The organism is Lachnoclostridium sp. An131 (assembly GCF_002160825.1).
GTDB lineage: Bacteria > Bacillota > Clostridia > Lachnospirales > Lachnospiraceae > Laedolimicola.
On the sequence record NZ_NFLI01000002.1, the window covers coordinates 31,005 to 47,015 of the forward strand.

18 protein-coding genes are annotated in these 16,011 nt (G+C 54.4%); 13 read left to right on the forward strand and 5 right to left on the reverse strand.

Going from position 1 to position 16,011, the window contains the following annotated elements; all coding sequences use genetic code 11:
• Positions 1-27: 27 nt before the first annotated feature.
• Positions 28-369 (forward strand): helix-turn-helix domain-containing protein, encoded by a 342-nt coding sequence (locus B5E77_RS01735; protein WP_162609618.1) that lies wholly within the window; start codon positions 28-30, stop codon positions 367-369.
• A gap of 69 nt (positions 370-438) precedes the next feature.
• Here the strand turns inward: B5E77_RS01735 and B5E77_RS01740 are convergent, their stop codons facing one another.
• Genes B5E77_RS01740 through malQ form a run of 4 tightly spaced genes read right to left on the reverse strand, consistent with a single transcriptional unit; the run spans position 439 to position 5,141 of the window.
• Positions 439-1,818, reverse strand: a complete 1,380-nt coding sequence (locus B5E77_RS01740; protein ID WP_087163675.1) for a UDP-N-acetylmuramoyl-tripeptide--D-alanyl-D-alanine ligase — start codon at positions 1,816-1,818, stop codon at positions 439-441.
• Entirely contained in the window at positions 1,815-2,852 is a 1,038-nt protein-coding gene (locus B5E77_RS01745) for a D-alanine--D-alanine ligase family protein (RefSeq protein ID WP_087163676.1), read from the reverse strand. Before B5E77_RS01745 ends, B5E77_RS01740 begins: the two co-directional genes overlap by 4 nt.
• 16 nt (positions 2,853-2,868) lie before the next feature.
• Positions 2,869-3,609, reverse strand: coding sequence for a lysophospholipid acyltransferase family protein (locus tag B5E77_RS01750; protein WP_087163677.1), 741 nt, complete (start codon positions 3,607-3,609; stop codon positions 2,869-2,871).
• An 11-nt stretch (positions 3,610-3,620) separates the two neighbouring features.
• Entirely contained in the window at positions 3,621-5,141 is a 1,521-nt protein-coding gene (malQ, locus tag B5E77_RS01755; RefSeq protein ID WP_087163678.1) for a 4-alpha-glucanotransferase, read from the reverse strand.
• Positions 5,142-5,314: 173 nt separating this feature from the next.
• On the opposite strand from malQ, the gene B5E77_RS01760 reads away from it, so the two are divergent.
• The 7 genes from B5E77_RS01760 (at position 5,315) to B5E77_RS01790 (ending at position 10,791) form a co-directional block, all read left to right on the forward strand.
• The gene (locus B5E77_RS01760) at positions 5,315-5,716 is read left to right on the forward strand and encodes a protease complex subunit PrcB family protein (protein WP_087163679.1); all 402 of its coding nucleotides are present in this window, start codon (positions 5,315-5,317) and stop codon (positions 5,714-5,716) included.
• 46 nt (positions 5,717-5,762) lie between these two features.
• The gene (locus B5E77_RS01765) at positions 5,763-7,331 is read left to right on the forward strand and encodes a DUF3794 and LysM peptidoglycan-binding domain-containing protein (RefSeq protein ID WP_087163680.1); all 1,569 of its coding nucleotides are present in this window, start codon (positions 5,763-5,765) and stop codon (positions 7,329-7,331) included.
• Positions 7,332-7,507: 176 nt separating this feature from the next.
• A complete protein-coding gene (ispE, locus tag B5E77_RS01770; protein ID WP_204248000.1) occupies positions 7,508-8,401 on the forward strand; it encodes a 4-(cytidine 5'-diphospho)-2-C-methyl-D-erythritol kinase in 894 nt (297 codons plus the stop codon).
• Positions 8,398-9,078, forward strand: a complete 681-nt coding sequence (locus tag B5E77_RS01775) for a GntR family transcriptional regulator (RefSeq protein ID WP_087163681.1) — start codon at positions 8,398-8,400, stop codon at positions 9,076-9,078. The genes ispE and B5E77_RS01775 overlap by 4 nt, the downstream gene beginning before the upstream one ends.
• Positions 9,079-9,165: 87 nt before the next feature.
• The gene (locus tag B5E77_RS01780) at positions 9,166-9,492 is read left to right on the forward strand and encodes a hypothetical protein (protein ID WP_087163682.1); all 327 of its coding nucleotides are present in this window, start codon (positions 9,166-9,168) and stop codon (positions 9,490-9,492) included.
• 22 nt (positions 9,493-9,514) lie between these two features.
• Positions 9,515-10,339 carry a glutamate racemase gene (murI, locus tag B5E77_RS01785; protein ID WP_087163683.1) on the forward strand — a complete coding sequence of 275 codons (825 nt, stop codon included), beginning with the start codon at positions 9,515-9,517 and terminating at the stop codon, positions 10,337-10,339.
• A gap of 5 nt (positions 10,340-10,344) precedes the next feature.
• A complete protein-coding gene (locus tag B5E77_RS01790) occupies positions 10,345-10,791 on the forward strand; it encodes a DUF1934 domain-containing protein (protein ID WP_087163684.1) in 447 nt (148 codons plus the stop codon).
• Positions 10,792-10,851: 60 nt separating this feature from the next.
• On the opposite strand, the gene B5E77_RS01795 is transcribed toward B5E77_RS01790, so the two are convergent.
• A complete protein-coding gene (locus tag B5E77_RS01795) occupies positions 10,852-11,301 on the reverse strand; it encodes a hypothetical protein (protein WP_087163685.1) in 450 nt (149 codons plus the stop codon).
• A 110-nt stretch (positions 11,302-11,411) separates the two neighbouring features.
• Here B5E77_RS01795 and cls point away from each other — a divergent pair, with 110 nt between their 5' ends.
• From cls to B5E77_RS01820, 5 genes are all read left to right on the forward strand, one after another.
• On the forward strand, positions 11,412-12,887 hold the full coding sequence (gene cls, locus B5E77_RS01800) for a cardiolipin synthase (RefSeq protein WP_442911322.1): 1,476 nt from the start codon (positions 11,412-11,414) through the stop codon (positions 12,885-12,887).
• A gap of 150 nt (positions 12,888-13,037) precedes the next feature.
• Positions 13,038-14,138 (forward strand): trigger factor, encoded by a 1,101-nt coding sequence (tig, locus tag B5E77_RS01805; protein WP_087163687.1) that lies wholly within the window; start codon positions 13,038-13,040, stop codon positions 14,136-14,138.
• A 4-nt stretch (positions 14,139-14,142) separates the two neighbouring features.
• On the forward strand, positions 14,143-14,652 hold the full coding sequence (locus tag B5E77_RS01810; RefSeq protein WP_087163688.1) for a GNAT family N-acetyltransferase: 510 nt from the start codon (positions 14,143-14,145) through the stop codon (positions 14,650-14,652).
• A gap of 16 nt (positions 14,653-14,668) precedes the next feature.
• On the forward strand, positions 14,669-15,370 hold the full coding sequence (locus tag B5E77_RS01815) for a YjjG family noncanonical pyrimidine nucleotidase (RefSeq protein ID WP_087163689.1): 702 nt from the start codon (positions 14,669-14,671) through the stop codon (positions 15,368-15,370).
• A 111-nt stretch (positions 15,371-15,481) separates the two neighbouring features.
• On the forward strand, positions 15,482-16,000 hold the full coding sequence (locus B5E77_RS01820; RefSeq protein ID WP_087163871.1) for a nitroreductase family protein: 519 nt from the start codon (positions 15,482-15,484) through the stop codon (positions 15,998-16,000).
• The last annotated feature ends 11 nt before the right edge of the window (positions 16,001-16,011 follow it).

Below are 16,011 nucleotides of genomic sequence, written 5' to 3' on the forward strand. Positions count from 1 at the left end.
GGAATGACAGAAATGAGGTGCATGATTTTGGAACAGAAAAGACAGCTTTACAGCAGAACCGCAACAGGAGAAAGAATTCGCCGGCGCAGAAAGCTGCTTGGCCTGTCACGAAAGGAATTAGCGGGCAGGGTGGGAAAGGCAGAGAAGTATTGCGCAGATATTGAACGGGGATACTGTGGAATGTCATTGGAAACCATGATAGGATTGGCGGAATGTCTTGGAATGTCTCTGGATTACCTGATTCTGGGGAAGGATGGGGAGGAGAGAATAAACAGAGAGGTAGAGCGCATCTGGTTTCTGGTAAAGGATTGTGATGAGAGAAAAAGAAAAAAAGCGATGGAATTATTGAAGGTTTATCTGAACGAGTAAAAGACCGATTGATGAAAAGGAGACGCCACATGCTTTCGTGGGTCTCCTTTTTCGGCAGAATTCCATTTGTTACATGCTGCCATGCTCCTTCAGCCATTCTACAATCTCAGGGAACTCCATAAAATGCGAGGCCTTCACAAGAATCGAGTCGCCCCTCGTCAGAAGGAGCGGCAGAGCCTTTATCAGCTCCTCCTTTGTATCAAAATGGCGGCAGGTGATGGAAGGATTCTTCGCTTCTACGCCGCGGGCAGTCTCCTTTGAAAGCTCTCCGACCAGGAATACCGCGTCGATTCCAGCATCGGCTGCATGGCAGCCGACATTGTAATGAAGGAGCTTTTCATTTTCGCCCAGCTCGCCCATGTCGCCCAGGATGGCGACCTTGCGGCCCAGAGCGCAGGAGAGCACGTCCAGGGATGCGGCCATAGAGACTGGATTTGCATTGTAGCAGTCGTCAAGAATATCCCATTTTCCAGTGCGGATCAGGTTATTCCGGCCGCTGACGGGGGTCAGGCTCTCGATACCGGCGCGGATTTCCTCTGTGGTCAGTCCGAGGGAAAGGCCCACGGCGACACCTGCCAGGGCATTGTGCACCATGTGGCGTCCCGGGATCGGAATCAGCGCCTGGAAGGAACCGGCTTTGGTGACAAAGGTGCAGCGGGTGCCTTGAAGACCGAGGTTTTCGATGTCCTCTGCGTAGAGATCAAGCTCAGGATTCAGACCAAAGAAAAGAGGCCGCGGGGAGCGGATGTCCTTCAGGGTGATCAGCTTATCGTCGTCGCCGTTCAGAATGATCTGGGCGCCGGGCTGAGCCTCGTCGAACATCTCTGTCTTGGCCTGCAGGATGCCGTCCCGATTCTTCAGATTTTCCAGATGACAGAGGCCGATATTGGTCAGGACACAGATGGTAGGCCTGGCCATGCGCGCCAGCCGGGTCATCTCTCCGAAATCACTGATCCCCATTTCCAGTACGGCGGCCTGATGCTCTTCCCGTATGCGGAAGATGGTCAGAGGAAGGCCGATTTCATTGTTGTAGTTTCCCTCTGTCTTCAGCACACGGCAGCGCTGACTTAAGATAGCAGCGATCATTTCCTTAGTGCTGGTTTTTCCGACACTGCCGGAGATACCGATGACAGGGATGGTCAGGGTGCTGCGGTAATATTCTGCAAGCCGCTTGATGGCCTCCAGACAGGAATCCACGACGATGCAGGGGCCTGCCGGATGCTCAGGCAGCCGCTCGCAGAGAACGGCTGCGGCTCCCTTTGCGAAAACGGCAGGAATAAAGCTGTGACCGTCCACCCGGGCGCCTTTTACAGCCACGAAAAGGTAGCCGGGCTCTATCTTCCGGCTGTCGATGTCGATGCCAGTTACCTCACGGCTCTTTTGTTCCTCACTGCCCACGTAGGTCCCCTGACAGGCGCGGGCGATCTGGTTTAATGACATTTCTTTCATTTTAACGAAACCTCGATTAATTTTTCGCAGAGATCTTCAAAGGACATTCCGATGACTGCGGCTTCCTGGGGCAGGAGGCTGGTGGGCGTCATGCCGGGCAGCGTGTTGGCCTCCAGGCAGTAGATAGATCTGTCTTCGGCGCTCATCATAAAATCCATGCGCGCGTAGGAGCGCATATGGAGTGTCTCGAAGGCCATCTCCGCGTAGCGCTGCATCTGGGCTGTCAGCTCCGGAGACAGCTCAGCAGGACAGGTCTCGATGGTGCTGCCGGGCTGGTATTTGTTTTTATAATCGTAGAAGCCCTCCAGGGGGGCGATTTCAATGACGGGAAGCGCCTTTCCATCGATGACTCCCACAGAAAATTCCCTGCCTGTGATAAACTGCTCGACGATCACGCTGTCTCCGAAGGAGTAGGCGTCATCCAGAGCCTTCTGCAGATCCTCCGGCCGGTCTACCCGGTAGGCTCCCACGCTGGAGCCGCCGCAGACCGTCTTTACCATGCAGGGATAGGGCACGGAGGAAGGATCAGCCTTTTCTCCGCATTTCAGCGTGATTCCTGCGGGCGTAGGGATTCCTGCGCTGCGGAAGAACTGCTTGGAAATATGCTTATCCATAGCCAGGGCGCTGCTCAGGTAACCGGTTCCTGTGTAAGGAATTCCCATCAGATCGAAGGCGGCCTGGATGCGTCCGTCCTCGCCGTTCGCTCCGTGCAGTCCGAGAAATACGACGTCTGCCATGTCACAGAGAGCCAGCACATTGGGGCCGAACATACTCTTGCCCCCATCCTTGCGGAGCTCCTTCAGATGGGAAAGATCCGGGTGCTCCGCAGAGACAGCCTGGATATCCTTCGCCCAGTCAAGCTCAGAATCAAAAAGCTCTGCGGTTACAGGGGCTTCGCTTTCATATCCCAGATAAACGTCCAGGAGAATCACCTGATGGCCGCGGTTTTTTAAGGCACGGTAGATCTTGCTGCCGGAGCTTAAGGATACGTCCCGCTCCGTGCTCGTTCCTCCTGCCAGTACTACAATTTTCATAATAGCCTCCTCGGTTTTATTCTATACGCAGTAAGCTCTTGTTTTTATCCAGCATTTCCTGAATTTTCTGCTGTGTATATGCGCCCAGAAACTTTTTCTCCTCTTTGGAGAGCTCTCCGGGCAGAATCGGTTTTCCATATTCCAGAATCACGTGGCAGCGGCGGACAAAGGGAATGTGGTTCTCAAAAATTTCTGCAGAATTGGTGATCGCCATGGGAATGATCGGGCAGTTGGTCTTTTCCGCCATTTTCATGCTGCCTTCCTTGAAGGGCAGCATGACGTCGGAATGGTTTCTGGTACCTTCCGGAAAAATGCAGATAGAGATTCCATTCTTAATATATTCAATTCCCTGCAGAATCGTTTTCAGTCCGGCCTTGATGTCGTCGCGGTCCAGAAACAGGCAGTACAGGGCCTTCATCCAGTCGCGGAGCAGCGGATAGCGCAGCATCTCCACCTTGGCGATATAGCCGGTAAGCCTGGGGCAGCGCGCGTAGGTCATAATCACGTCGAAATAGCTCCGGTGGTTGCCTACATAGAGAACTGCCTGATCCTTTGGAACATTTTCTTCTCCGATGACAGTAAGCTTCGTGCCGGCGGCAAACATGATAAGCTTGAATGCGGCCTGTACGAGCCGCAGGCAGCTGTAGTCCTTCGCTCTGGGATTAAATTTTCCGATCACCCATTCGATGAGCAGCACCGGGATACCCAGAATCAGATAAGCCAGAACGATGATTACAATGATGAGAGTCCGTATCATAAGCAGCCTCCTTATCTTCCAAACAGTTCGGTCATCTGGCGCAGCCCCTGCGCCATGCCGGAATTCAGATCGTCGTCCCGGTAACGCCATGCCCAGTTGCCTTCCGCCACACCGGGAACGTTCATCCGGGCCTCTTCCCCAAGCTTCAGCACATCCTGGATCGGGAAAATCGCATAGCGGGCGATGCTTCCCAGGCAGATGCGGATAAAATCCCAGCTGATGCTGGAAGCGTCTGTATTCATGTAGCGGCGTACCTTGTCGCGGGAGTATTCCGATGCATTCTGGTACCAGCCGACGGTTGTATTGTTGTCGTGGGTTCCAGTGTAGCAGATACAGTTACGGGTATCAAACTGATGGGGAAGAAAGGTGCTCTCCCCTCCGTCGAAGGCGAACTGAAGCACGCGCATGCCCGGGAAGCCCAGAGAATCCCTTAAGCTTACGACCTCCGGCGTGATCAGTCCCAGATCCTCGGCAAAGATTGGCAGATCCTCTCCCAGAGCCTTGTGAATGGCCTGGAACAGCTCGGCTCCCGGCCCCTTGCGCCATACGCCGCAGATGGCATTCTCGGCGTCAGCGGGCACCTCCCAGTAGGATTCAAAGCCGCGGAAATGGTCGACACGGACGTAATCCGCCTGCTCCAGCAGATGGCGGACGCGGGCGATCCACCAGCGATAGCCCTCCTTTTTATGGGCGGCCCAGTCGTAGAGCGGGTTCCCCCACATCTGTCCGGTCGCGCTGAAATAATCGGGCGGAACTCCCGCCACTGAGGAAGGATAGCCCTTTTCATTTACCTGAAAGAGCTCCCGGTTGGCCCAGACATCGGCCCCATCCGGGGATACGAAGATAGGAATATCACCGATGACGGCGATGCCGCGGTCATTGGCATACTCCTTCAGGGAAGCCCACTGAAAATAAAAGCAGAACTGCAGGAAGGTGTGGAAGCCGATCTCGTCCTTCAGCCTTTCTGTCCAGAGGGAACGGCTTTCGTCCTCCATGTTGCGAAGAGCCTCCGGCCACTCGGTCCAGGGAAGCCCCTTCTGCTCTTCCTTCAGGGCCATGAAAAGACAGTAATCGGACAGCCAGTCCTGGTTGGCTGTGCAGAAGGCGCTGTACACCTCCTGAAGCTCCGGATCATTTCCCTGGCAGAAGGCCTTGCAGGCCTTTCGGAATAAGGGATATTTATATTCACGCACTGCATCGTAGTCCACGTGAACCGGATCAAAATCAGGAATTTCCTTCAGATCCTCTTCCGTTAAGAGCCCCTGCTCCTTTAAAAGCTCCGGGCTGATGAGAAGAGGCTCCCCCGCAAAGACAGAAAAGCCCTGATAGGGGGAATTTCCATGGGAGGTGATAGGATTCAGCGGAAGAATCTGCCACAGATGCTGTCCGGCTGCCTCCAGAAAGTCTATAAAATCATAAGCTCCCTTTCCGAAATCTCCGATTCCATAGGGAGAGGGAAAGGAAGTGGGATGTACCAGAATGCCGCTGTATCTGTAGTTGACAGAATCGTCGGCCGATGTGTTTAAACGCATGCCTGTTCCTCCTTGAAGGCGGAATTCTCCTGAACCTTTTGCTCCGCCTTACCTCATTATAATCAAGTCGCATGTAAAAAACAAGGATCAGAGTCACTTTTCGCAGGCATGACAGGGAAAAGTGCACCATACATATAAAGTAAGACCGGATAGAAGGAGAATGTCAGAACGCGATGTGGAAACGCGTATTTTTTATCGGCGCCATCCTGATTTTCCTTTCGGGCTGCAGCGTGCAGACCAATAAGACAGAAAAGCTTCGGGATCTGGACTATACGATCGTGGAGGAAACAGAGATTCCCGAGGAGCTGAAGGGAATCCTGGAGGAAAAGAAGGCGGAGAGCTTTAAGCTCACCTATGAGGCGGAGGACAGCCTCTATCTCTGTATCGGATATGGAGAACAGAGCACAGGCGGCTACAGTATCTCCGTAAACGAGCTGTATCTGTCTGAAAACGCCGTCTATTTCGATACGAATCTGATCGGCCCGGACGCATCAGAGTCGGTAGCGGAGGCTGTGAGCTATCCGTATCTGGTGGTGAAGACGGAGTATCTGGAGAAACCAGTAGTATTTCAGTGAAAATGCGCATAGACTGATAGAGAAAAAAGGAAAGCAGGTGTGTGTTGTGGAGCTTGTCCGCAGAACCATTCATATGATCCGGCAGAAGGGAAAAGCCGTCAGCCAGATGACGCTGGATGATGATTACAATATTCCGGAAGCAATGCCGGACGCCGGCATGATTGTTCAGGAAAAAGGAAAGATAGAGATCGAGGAAGTCAAGGCGGAGAACGGCCGTGTACTGATCCGGGGAGCCCTGCGGTTTTTTATCCTGTATATGGACGACGCAGAGGAAGGCAGCCTACATAGCGTAAAGGGGCAGATTCCCTTTGAGGAAAACATGAACGTAGAGGCAGCTGACGACGGTGACAGCCTGAAGCTGGACTGGATGCTGGAGGATGTGTCCGCAGTCTTAATCAACTCACGGAAATTCGGCATCAAGACGGTGGCGACGCTGGAGCTGACCGTGGAAGAGCTGAAAGATGAGGAAGTACCCATAGCCGTGGAAGGGACGGAAGGAACGCAGGTGAAGACCTGTCCGCTGTCTGCCGCTGCCCTGGCAGTCCGGAAGCGCGACACCAGCCGGATCAAGGACGAGATCATTCTTCCGGCCAATAAGCCGAACATCCGGCAGGTGATCTGGCAGGATGTAGCGATGCAGGGAACAGAGCTGCGCCTCGCAGAGGGAGAAGTGGTGATGAAGGGCGAGCTGGTAGTCTTCCTGCTGTATGAAGGGGAAGAGGGTGCGAAGGCAAGCTGGCTGGAACAGGTGCTTCCGTTCAACAGCCGGGTGGATGTGAGCGGCTGCCAGGAGGGAATGCTGGGAAGCCTGAAGCTGGAGCTGGCAAATGCGGATCTGGAGATCAAGCCCGACTACGACGGAGAGCTGAGGGTCATAAATATTGATGCGGTTCTGGAGCTGGATATCCGCATCTACCAGGAAGAGAAGCTGGATATGATCTGCGATCTGTATCATCCCGGACTTGAGATTACCCCGGCGGTGTCTTCTGTGGAGTATGAAAGCCTTCTGGTGAGCAACGCTTCCAAATGCCGTGTGTCGGAACGGCTGAAGACCGGGAGCCAGGAGCCGCCGATTCTCCAGCTCTGCCATGGCAGCGGGGAGGTTAAGGTAGATGACTGTACAGTCACGGAGGATGGAATCCGGGTGGAAGGGGCTGTGCAGGTCCAGATCCTGTATGTGACTGCAGATGACAGCCACCCTATGCTCTGCCTGAAGGGCAGCGTGCCCTTTGAGCATCAGATCGAGGCGCCGGGCGCGGGAAAGGACAGCGTCTATTACCTCCATGCATCCCTGGAACAGCTTTCTGTGGATATGGTGAGCAGCGGAGAAGTGGAGGTAAAGGCAGTCATTCAGATCAATGCCCTGGTCTTTGCCGGCAAAGCTCTGAAATGCATCACGGATGTGACAGAGAGCCCTCTTGATCTGGAGGCTTTAAAGGCGCTTCCAGGCTTTCTGCTTTATGTGGCGCAGCCCTCCGATACGCTCTGGGAGGTGGCAAAGGCCTACCGGACTACGACGGAGCGGATCTGTGAGCTGAACGGACTGGCGTCGGAGGAGCTTAAAGCAGGCCAGAAGCTGATTCTGGTGAAGGAAATGGGAAAAAGCAGGGAATAGCAGGCACAGGAGGGATGCGGGAAACCGCTCGGAAGAGGAGACTGTCCAGGAGCTGTGAAAGCCAGGATTTCATGGGGAAGGACGGCCTCCTTTTTTGCGGCCTCTGTTGCATTTTTCTTATGTCTCTGCTATACTTCTCTATATATGTATACAAAAAACACAGGAAGTACAATACTATGGATAAGATGCAGTTAAAGGCGCTGGCAAAAATCAATCTGGGACTGGACGTCCTTAAGAAACGGGAAGACGGGTACCATGAGGTACGGATGATCATGCAGACAGTGCGCATTTTTGACAGAATCCAGCTGATGCGGCAGGAGCGGGGAGGGATCCGGGTACGGACGAATCTATACTATCTGCCGGCGAATGAAAACAATCTGGTATATAAGGCGGCAAAGCTTCTGTTTGATGAGTTTGACCTGGAAGGCGGCCTTTTCATCGATTTGAAGAAATACATTCCGGTAGCAGCGGGAATGGCAGGAGGGAGCTCTGACGCCGCAGCGGTGCTGTACGGCATGAACCGCATGTACGGACTGGGGCTGTCCCAGGAGGAGCTGATGAAGCGGGGAGTAAAAATCGGCGCTGATGTGCCTTACTGCCTGATGCGCGGGACGGCGCTGGCGGAGGGAATCGGCGAGATCTTAAGCCCGCTGCCGCCGATGCCGCCCTGCAATATTCTGGTGGCAAAGCCGGGGATCAGTGTGTCTACAAAATTTGTGTACGAGAATCTACATGCAAACGAGCTGCGGGAGGATCAGCACCCGGATATCGACGGGATCCTGGAGGCGCTCGGCCGGCAGGATCTGAAGGGAATGGCAGAGCGCATGAAAGACGGGAATGTGCTGGAGACCGTGACCATCCCGGCGCACCCGGTGATTCAGAAGATTAAGGACGTCATGGAGGAGCAGGGAGCTCTTGCGGCGCTGATGAGCGGAAGCGGCCCGACAGTGTTTGGCATTTTTGAGGACAGGGACAAGGCGCGGCGCGCGATGGCGGTCCTGCGCAGAAACCGTCTTGCGAAGCAGCTGTTCCTGACGACGCCGTATAACAACAGGAGGGGAAAGCCATGAGTCAGGATATCAACGCAATTATGAATGAATACCTTCCCCTGCGGGATGTGGTTTTTCAGACGCTCAGGCAGGCAATCCTGCGCGGTGAGCTGGAGCCGGGCGAGCGCCTGATGGAGATTCATCTGGCGAACCGGCTGGGCGTGAGCCGCACGCCGATCCGTGAGGCGATCCGGAAGCTGGAGCTGGAGGGGCTTGTAGTCATGATCCCCCGCCGGGGAGCCATAGTGGCCAGCATCACGGAAAAGGATTTGAAGGATGTGCTGGAGGTGCGGCGGACGCTGGAAATCATGGCAGGCGAGATGGCCTGCGATCGGATCACGCCGGAGCTTCTGGAGCAGCTGAAGGGTGCGGGAGAGGAATTCCGGAGGCTGAAGGATACGAATGATTTCACAAGCCTGGCGGAGGTGGACGTAAAATTTCACGATATTATCTATGCCGCCACGGACAACCAGCGCCTGATTACGATTCTGAATAATCTGCGGGAGCAGATGTACCGCTACCGCCTGGAATATTTGAAGGATACAGGCAGTCATGAGCGCCTGAATTCGGAACACCGCGAGATTTATGAGGGCATTAAAAAAGGCGATAAGGAAGCTGTGAGCGCAGCCATCGGCACGCATATCGACAATCAGCGGGATGCGATCCTTGCCGCCATTCGGGATCATAGAAAGGAATAGAAACGGAAAAAAACGGCAATCCTTTAGAAGGGACGCCTTCCGGACAGAATATTTTGGAGGGAACCGGAAGGGAGAAGGAGGATTGCCATGAAATGGATGAGACGTTCGGAGCTTGCAGTGCTGATTTTGTCGCTGGCGTTTGGATTTGCGGGAACCTGCCTTTATGCAGAGTATGCAGGGCTTCCGGATCCGGTCCGCACGGAGCAGGCGGCCTGGTGGGGCGGCCTGTACCCGGAGTACTGCCTGCCGGAAGCCATGGAGGCAGAGGCTGCGCCGAAAAATCCGGAAGCGGCAGAGACGGGCGCGGAGGATGCAGGGAAAGCGCTGGAGGCTTTTGGGGAAGAGCGCGGGGAAGCTGCGCCTGTGAGGATCCGTTTTAAATATCTGACATTTTTTAATGAAGCTTTTGAATAAAGCAATGAACTGGGAGGAATCGATGAGTATGTTAAGAGAGGCCCCGATCGGGGTATTTGATTCCGGAATCGGCGGCCTGACTGTGGCGCGGGAGATCATGCGCCAGATTCCGCAGGAGAGGATCGTGTATTTCGGAGATACGGCCCGTCTGCCCTACGGCAGCAAAAGCCGCAACACGATTATCCGGTATTCCCGCCAGATCGTCCGTTTTCTGCGCACCCGGCAGGTCAAGGCTATCGTCGTGGCCTGCAATACGGCCAGCGCTTATGCGCTGGATACCCTGCAGCAGGAATCGGACATCCCGATCATCGGCGTCGTGAAGCCGGGGGCCAGGATGGCGGCGGAGGAGAGTCCGGGAGGGAATATCGGCGTCATAGGGACTGCGGGAACAGTAGGAAGCCATATTTACCGGGATTACATATGCAGCCTGCGGCCGGACGCCCAGGTCTTTGAGAAGGCCTGTCCGCTGTTTGTTCCGCTGGTGGAGGAGGGCTGGAGGAAGGATCCGGTTACGGAGACCGTAGCGCGGCGCTACCTGGAAGAGATGATAGAGCGGAAGGTGGATACCCTGATTCTGGGCTGCACCCATTATCCGCTGCTTCGCTCCACAGTCCGCGGAATCATGGGTGAGAAGGTGATTCTGGTGAATCCGGCCTACGAGACGGCCATCGAGCTTAAGGAGCTTCTGAAGCGGGAGAATATCGAGAACCAGGGACACAACAAGACAGACGAGAATCCCTATGAATTTTTTGTGAGCGACGAGGCGGAGAGATTCCGGGCTTTTGCAGATTCCATTCTGCCGGTGGATATCACCGCCGCGCGCCAGATTCAGATAGAGGAGTATTGATACGCATGACAAAAGAAATTCTGCTCAGCATCGCGGGCCTTCACCTGGCGGATGGAGAGGATGGAAATATCGAGGTAGTGACTGCGGGCGATTATTACAACCGTGGCGGGAAGCATTATATTCTGTACGACGAGGTGACGGAGGGTATGGACGGGCATACCAGCAATGTCATAAAGATCGGTGAAAATTCCCTGGAAATCACCAAAAAGGGACTGATGAACACCCGCCTGGTGGTGGAGAAGGGAAAAAGCCACCGGACGGTGTACCAGACGCCCTTTGGAGATATCGAGCTCAGCCTGACCGGGCAGGAGCTGACGGTCACCGAGACAGAGGAAAGGATTGACATCCGTGCAGAATATGTTCTGGCGGTCAATGAAGAGAATCTGTCGGAATGTACAATTGAGATGAATATCAGGCCCCGGGAGGCCGGAAACCTGAATCTGCAGGGATAGCGCAGCAGTGGGGATCAAAAAGGAGAACAGCCGGACAGCTGTTCTCCTTTTAAAAATAGCTTATTTATCCTTCTTTCCGAAAATCCTTTTGAAGAAGCCCTTCTTTTTCACCGGGACCTCAAGTCCGCCTCTCGCGCTCTTGATCTCTGTGATATAAAGTCCGCTGACTACGACCTTGACCTCCTTCTTTACAGGCAGAACCTCAAATACATTTGCGTCGCAGGCAAGGGTCATGATCTTCGGTCCGATCTTGGCCTTGACGATGGGAAGCTTATTCCAGCGGAGCCACTTCGGAGTTTGGGCGATGACCTGAGCGGGCAGGCCCGACTGGGAAATCTTCAGCTTCTTTTTATCGATGACCAGCATGCTGACTGTCTGAGCGATGGCTGCCATCTGTTCCTGCTGTGCGACCTGGCGCCGCTGAGCCTTCTTCCCGAAGAAATAAAGGGCGACCAGTGCCGCGATCAATATGACAATAATAACAATAAATACAATAGTTGATGTAGACATACTATTATGATTCCTCCTCGGTATTTCACGTAAGTCACATTATAGCAGTTTTTATGGTAAAGCGCAAGGGAAAATGGTATACTTCAGGTAAGGAGGAGCAGGTGATGGAGATACTGACAGCCGTATGGAACGTGATAGCGGAAGCGGCAGGCTTCTGGATGGATCATCTGATTTTCATTAATATTCTTCTGTCTGTTGTGATAGTCTTTTTCGAGCGCCGGGATCCGAAGACAGTCTGGACCTGGCTGCTGGTGCTGTATTTTATTCCGATTCTCGGAATCTTTCTGTATTTCATGATCGGGCATGATTTCCACAAGCAGCATATGTTCCGGACGAAGGAGATCGAGGACGCCATGTATTCTGCGGTCAGCCGCCAGGCGGAGACGATCATCCGGGATGAATTTGCGCCTTCGGATCCGAGGCTCCGGAAGTTTGCCGATCTGGTGCTGCTGAATCTTGAGGCCGCCGACGCCGTGTATACGGCCGACAATGAGGTAGAGATTTACACGGACGGCAAAAAGAAATTTGAGGCCCTGTATGAGGAGATCAGGAAAGCAAAGAAATTTATCCATATTCAATATTATATCATCCGCAATGACGAGCTCTGGCAGCCTATAGAGAGGCTGCTGGTGGAAAAGGTAAAGGAAGGCGTGGAGGTGCGCCTGCTTTACGACAGCATGGGCTGCCGCAAGATGAAAAGAAAGGACTGGCAGCGAATCCGCGGGGAAGGGATCCAGGTAGGGGAATTCTTTCCGGCACTTCTGGGGCGGCTGCAGCTGCGCATGAACTACCGGAACCACAGAAAGATTGCGGTGATAGACGGAGAGACTGCCTTCGTGGGAGGCTTTAATATCGGCAGGGAATATCTTGGACTTGATCCGAAGTTTGGATACTGGAGGGATACGCACCTGCGTCTCCGCGGATCGGCGGTGCTCTCGCTGAATATCCGGTTTATTCTGGACTGGAATTATGCCACAAAGCAGAACCTTTTCATGTCGGACAGGTATTTTCCGCAGTCTGGCGAAAGGAGAGCCGGGGATGAGGCCGTACAGATTATCTCCAGCGGGCCTGATTCCAAATGGCAGAATATCCGGAATGTCTATCTGAAGATGATCAGCAAGGCGAGAAAAAGCATCTATATTCAGACTCCGTATTTTATTCCGGACGAATCGGTGCTGGACGCCATCAGCATCGCGGCGATGTCAGGCGTGGATGTGCGTGTCATGATTCCCTGCAAGCCGGATCACCCCTTTGTCTACTGGGCGACCTATTCCTACATCGGGGATCTACTGGAAGCAGGCGCCAAATGCTATACCTACGACAATGGGTTTCTGCACGCGAAGGGCATGGTGGTGGACGGGCTGGTGAGCTGCTATGGGACTGCGAACATGGATATCCGGAGCTTTAAGCTGAATTTTGAGGTCAACGCGGTCATTTACAGCTCGCGTGTGGCAAAGCGCTTGGAAAGTATCTTTATGGAGGATTTGAAGCATTGTACCAGGGTGACGCGCTATCTCTATGGGCGGAGATCCTTTTTGATACGCATCAAGGAGCAGTTTTCACGGCTGCTGTCGCCGCTGCTGTAGGCATGGCAGCGGGCCTGTGCCGTATGGCTTGCCCTGGAGCGGGAAATGTGGTATGGTGTCTTTGACAGTCAAAAAGAAAAAGCGCCGGAGCAGGGGAGCAGCTTCCCCGGGCGGAGGTGTGAGAAAGCTTTTTAAGAGGAGAATTGGATTATGAAAAAAAGAAGGATTGCAGTGCTGGCTTTAAGCGGCATGCTGGCTCTGGCGGCCTGCGGAAACAGTGAGGACGCTGCGGAGCAGGACAATACAGCTCAGGAAAGCGCCGGAGAGGGGATTGCGGCCGAGTATCCGGACAGCAGGCTGGTACGGCTTGGAAAGTACGACGGCGTAGAGGTTCCTTCGATCAGTACGGAGGTGACGGACGAGGAGATTCAGGCTCAGATTGACAATCTGCTGGCGTCTTATCCGGAGTCTGTGCCGATCGAGGACAAGACGGTGGTAGAGGACGGCGATATCGTAAACATTGATTTCACAGGAAAGCTGGACGGCGAGGCCTTTGAAGGAGGGAGCTCCAACGGCGAGGGCTTTGACCTGGAGATTGGCTCCGGCTCCTTTATCGACGGCTTTGAGGAAGGGCTGATTGGAAAGGAAGTAGGCACGAGCTTTGAGCTGCCTCTGACCTTCCCGGATCCCTATACGCCGAATCCGGATCTGGCAGGCCGGGACGTGGTTTTTGAGGTGACGGTAAATGCCATTGTTGAGCATGTAACGCCGGAATGGAATGATGAGTTCGCGAAGGAGTATACCGGCTTCGACACAGCGGCGGCCTATGAGGAGGACCTGAGGAGCTCTCTGCAGCAGCAGAAGGAGACGGATGCTGCCGCCCAGAGGGAGTATGAGGCCATGCAGGCAGTGATTGCGGATTCTGAGTTTGAGTGCTCTGAGGAAGAGCTGCAGAGCCTGCGCGACAGCCGTACCCAGGAGTATGAGACCTACGCCTCCTACTATGGCCTTGGCCTGGATGATTTTCTGGTTCAGGCCATGCAGATGACGCGGGAGGATTTTGACAGCGAGGTAGAACAGTGGGCAGACTTCCAGCTGAAATGTACGCTTGCTGTAGACGCAATTGCGAAGGCAGAGAATATTACCGTGTCCGAGGACGAATACCAGACAGGCCTTCAGACGCTGGCTGACGAGTACGGCGCGGAGTCTGCGGAAGCCTTTGAGGAGCAGTATGGGCGCAGCACAGTGGAGAACAGCCTGATTTACGACAAGGTCGTTGATTTTGTGACGGAGCAGGCAGTGGAGATTTAAAGATATGCTGAGACTTAAGCCCTATGCCAGGCAGGATGCGCAGGCAGTCTGCAGCTGGTTTACGGATGAAAGGGCCTTTCACCTCTGGAGCGCCGGGAAGCTGGAGCGGTTTCCGATGCGTCCGGAAGACCTGAACAGATATTACGACGAAAACGAAGGCAGCAGCCTGTGGGCCATGACAGCCTTTGATGAGGAAGGGATCGCGGGCCATGTAATGATGCGGTTCCTGGATGAAAAGCGGACAGAGCTCCGGCTGGGGCTGATCGTTGTGGACGGCAGCCGCCGGGGGCGGGGCTATGGACGGGAAATGGTATCTATGGCGGCCCGTTATGCCTTTGATTATGCCGGGGCGAAACGCGTTACGATCCTGGTTTTCCTGGAAAATCCGGCAGCCATCCGCTGCTACGAGGCCTGCGGCTTCCGTATGACTGCCGGCAGATCGCCTGAAAAATTCCCCTGCATGGGAGAAGAATGGCGTCTGGCAGAGATGGAACTCGTGAAGACAGACGTGTAAGAGACGAAGGACAGCTATGATCGATACTGTATTTTTTGATCTGGACAATACCATTTTTGATTTCAACAAGGCAGAGCATATTGCTCTGGCAAAGACGCTGGAGGAGCTGGGAATTCCTCCGTCGGAAGAGACCTGCGCCCGGTACAGCGTGATCAATCTGGCTCAGTGGAAGCTGCTGGAAAAGGGCGTGATTACCCGCCGGGAGGTAAAGCTGCGCCGGTTCCGCCTGCTGTTTGAGGAGCTGGGGTCAGACGCTTCTCCGGAGCAGGCGGCAGCTACATATGAATCATATCTGGGAATCGGCCATTATTTTATGGAGGGAGCCGAAGAGCTGCTTCAGTCGCTTTACGGACATTACCGCCTGTATCTGGCCACAAACGGAACGGCGGCGGTTCAGAAGAGCCGGCTCTCAAGCGCAGATCTGGAAAGGTATTTCGACGGGATCTTTATCTCGGAGGAGATTGGCTTCAATAAGCCGGACGTCCGGTATTTTGAAAGCTGCTTTGCCCGGATTCCCGGGTTCTCCCGGGAGAGCTCAGTGATTGTGGGCGACAGCCTGAGCTCGGATATTCAGGGCGGCGCCGGCGCCGGCCTTCGGACGATATGGTTTAATCCGGCGGGCGTACCCTTAAGCGAGGCGTCCGGCGGGGAGAACATCATGCCGGACAGGGAGATTCGAAGGCTCTCAGAGCTGCCGCAGCTTCTCGTGGAGATGTGAAGCATAAAAAGACGCGCGGCAGAGAAGAAGGAGGCAGAACCGGGCCGCGGCGGGCAGCCGCGGCCCGGAGACCTGAAAAAGGATAACAGGATGAAAAGGAAGGAGATTGTCATGGATTTTCTGGAGCTTGCAAAGAAGCGTTATTCTGTGCGTGAGTACACGGACAGACAGGTGGAACAGGAAAAGCTGGATCGGATTCTGAAAGCCGCGCAGGCGGCGCCTACGGCCTGCAACAGGCAGCCGGTTCATCTGCTGGCAGTGCAGAGCAGGGAAGGGCTGGAGAAGATCGGAAAGGCGTCCAATCTTCATGGAGCGCCCACAGCGATTCTCGTGTGCGCAGACAGGGAGAAGGCCTGGACACGGCCCTATGACGGAAAGCAGACCACGGATATTGACGCCTCGATCGTGACGGATCATATGATGCTGGAGGCGACGGATCTGGGCCTGGGTTCCCTGTGGATCTGCAGCTTCAAGCCGGATGTGCTCCGTCAGGAATTTTCCCTGCCGGATAACCTGGAGGTCATCAATATTCTTGCGCTGGGCTATGCTGCCTGTGAGCCTGCGGATCCGGAGCGGCACGGGAAGCTCCGCGTGCCGGTGGAGGAAATGGTATCCTGGGAGAAGCTGTAGGGCTCTTGCGG

Coding starts and splice junctions, on each gene's coding strand:
- B5E77_RS01740 (WP_087163675.1), bottom strand. CDS start 1,818: ATGAAAGAAATGTCATTAAACCAGATCGCCCGCGCCTGTCAGGGGACC.
- B5E77_RS01745 (WP_087163676.1), bottom strand. CDS start 2,852: ATGAAAATTGTAGTACTGGCAGGAGGAACGAGCACGGAGCGGGACGTA.
- B5E77_RS01750 (WP_087163677.1), bottom strand. CDS start 3,609: ATGATACGGACTCTCATCATTGTAATCATCGTTCTGGCTTATCTGATT.
- malQ (WP_087163678.1), bottom strand. CDS start 5,141: ATGCGTTTAAACACATCGGCCGACGATTCTGTCAACTACAGATACAGC.
- B5E77_RS01760 (WP_087163679.1), top strand. CDS start 5,315: ATGTGGAAACGCGTATTTTTTATCGGCGCCATCCTGATTTTCCTTTCG.
- ispE (WP_204248000.1), top strand. CDS start 7,508: ATGGATAAGATGCAGTTAAAGGCGCTGGCAAAAATCAATCTGGGACTG.
- B5E77_RS01775 (WP_087163681.1), top strand. CDS start 8,398: ATGAGTCAGGATATCAACGCAATTATGAATGAATACCTTCCCCTGCGG.
- B5E77_RS01780 (WP_087163682.1), top strand. CDS start 9,166: ATGAAATGGATGAGACGTTCGGAGCTTGCAGTGCTGATTTTGTCGCTG.
- murI (WP_087163683.1), top strand. CDS start 9,515: ATGAGTATGTTAAGAGAGGCCCCGATCGGGGTATTTGATTCCGGAATC.
- B5E77_RS01790 (WP_087163684.1), top strand. CDS start 10,345: ATGACAAAAGAAATTCTGCTCAGCATCGCGGGCCTTCACCTGGCGGAT.
- B5E77_RS01795 (WP_087163685.1), bottom strand. CDS start 11,301: ATGTCTACATCAACTATTGTATTTATTGTTATTATTGTCATATTGATC.
- tig (WP_087163687.1), top strand. CDS start 13,038: ATGAAAAAAAGAAGGATTGCAGTGCTGGCTTTAAGCGGCATGCTGGCT.
- B5E77_RS01810 (WP_087163688.1), top strand. CDS start 14,143: ATGCTGAGACTTAAGCCCTATGCCAGGCAGGATGCGCAGGCAGTCTGC.
- B5E77_RS01815 (WP_087163689.1), top strand. CDS start 14,669: ATGATCGATACTGTATTTTTTGATCTGGACAATACCATTTTTGATTTC.
- B5E77_RS01820 (WP_087163871.1), top strand. CDS start 15,482: ATGGATTTTCTGGAGCTTGCAAAGAAGCGTTATTCTGTGCGTGAGTAC.